Source organism: Amycolatopsis sp. SID8362 (assembly GCF_010550475.1).
Lineage (GTDB): Bacteria > Actinomycetota > Actinomycetes > Mycobacteriales > Pseudonocardiaceae > Amycolatopsis > Amycolatopsis eburnea.
This window is the reverse complement of sequence record NZ_JAAGNB010001290.1, coordinates 1-1,432: the sequence shown is the minus strand read 5'-3', so window position 1 is coordinate 1,432 and position 1,432 is coordinate 1. Positions and strand designations below refer to the sequence as shown.

Sequence of the window (1,432 nt, the reverse complement as noted above, 5' to 3'; positions counted from 1 at the left end):
GGCGACCCCGCCGCGCTCGGCGGTCGGCAACGCTCACCGGCCGGCCGCGAGCGCGGCGAGAACGCCATCCGCGCAGGCCAACCCGAGCCAGCCGACAGACGCGCTGAACCACCGCGGCGCGGCGAGCCGGCAGCACTCGGCCGGCGCGCATCAGCCCGACAACGCCAACCGGCCTGCCAGCGCTCACCTCCTCTCGCGGACCTCCGCGAGAGGAGGTGAGCCGAGCAGCCACGCTGCGAACCCGAGCAGCAGCCGACAGCCGCGCCGAACCACCCCAGCGCAGCAACCCACCGCGCCGACAGTCAGCCCCCTCAGCTCCGCACCGACCTCCTCCCCAGGAACGCCGCCAGCCGGTCCGCCGCCGTCGCCTCCTCCGGTGCCGCCACCTCCGGCCCGAACGGCCCACCCTCCTGCCGTGGTGCCGTTCCGAAGCGGGACCGCCACTGCTCCAGCGCCCCCGCCGCCAGGTCCGGCAGCAGGTCCGTCGAAGCGCCGGTCGCGTCCGCGATGTCCCAGCCGTGGACCACGTACTCGTTCACGCGCATGTGCACCAGGAACACCCCCGGCACCTCGCCCAGCGGAGTCGTCACCGTCCGCGTCAGCAGGCCCGGCGACGCCAGCACCGAACGCGCGCGCAAGACCGACGCCGCGAACGACTCGACCGGCGACGCTCCCAAGTAGTCACCCTCCGGTGCCGGTGGGCCCGCTCCCGCCCAGAACGCCACCTTCGCGTTCCCGTGCGCCAAGTGGTTCACCACCGCGCGCACGTCCCAGTCCGCGCAAGCCGTGGGCGCGCGCCAGTCGGTGACCGCCGAAACCAGGCCGGTCACCGTCGAAGCCGCCGTGTCGAAGTCCTCGAGTGGGGTCATGCCGACAGTGTGACCGCCACCACCGACAAAAAACTCAGGACAGCAGCGCCACGCACTCCACGTGGTGCGTCATCGGGAACGCGTCGAACGCCCGCAGATCGGTCAGCAAGTACCCGTGCGAGGCGAACGTCGCCAGGTCGCGGGCCAGGGCCGCCGGGTCGCAGGCCACGTACACGATCCGGTCCGGGGAGCCCGCCACGATCGACTCGACGACCGCCTTGCCCGCGCCCTTGCGGGGCGGGTCCAGCACCACGACGTCGACCGGCTTCTCGGCCGCCTCCAGCACGTGCTCCACGCGCCCCGCCTGCCACGACACCTGCGGGAGGTCCGCCAGGTTCCGCTCACCGTCGGACACCGCGCGCCGCCCGGACTCGACCGCCAGGACCCGGCCCGACGCGCCGACCTGGGAAGCCAGCACCGACGCGAACAGCCCGACCCCCGCGTACAGGTCCCACGCCGAGCCGCCCGCCGGGGCCTCCGCCCACTCCGCGACGACCGCCGCCAGCGTGGGTGCCGCCGCCGGGTGGACCTGCCAGAAGCCGTGGGCGTCGAGGTGCCAGTCG

2 protein-coding genes are annotated in these 1,432 nt (G+C 74.3%); both read right to left on the bottom strand.

Translation table 11 applies throughout. The features are described from left to right. Positions 1-311 precede the first annotated feature (311 nt). Positions 312-869 (bottom strand): TIGR03086 family metal-binding protein, encoded by a 558-nt coding sequence (locus G3I65_RS39880; protein WP_160700676.1) that lies wholly within the window; start codon positions 867-869, stop codon positions 312-314. A 34-nt stretch (positions 870-903) separates the two neighbouring features. Beyond that, positions 904-1,432 (bottom strand): class I SAM-dependent RNA methyltransferase (locus G3I65_RS39875; RefSeq protein WP_160700675.1); only part of this gene is annotated, 529 nt, incomplete at its 5' end.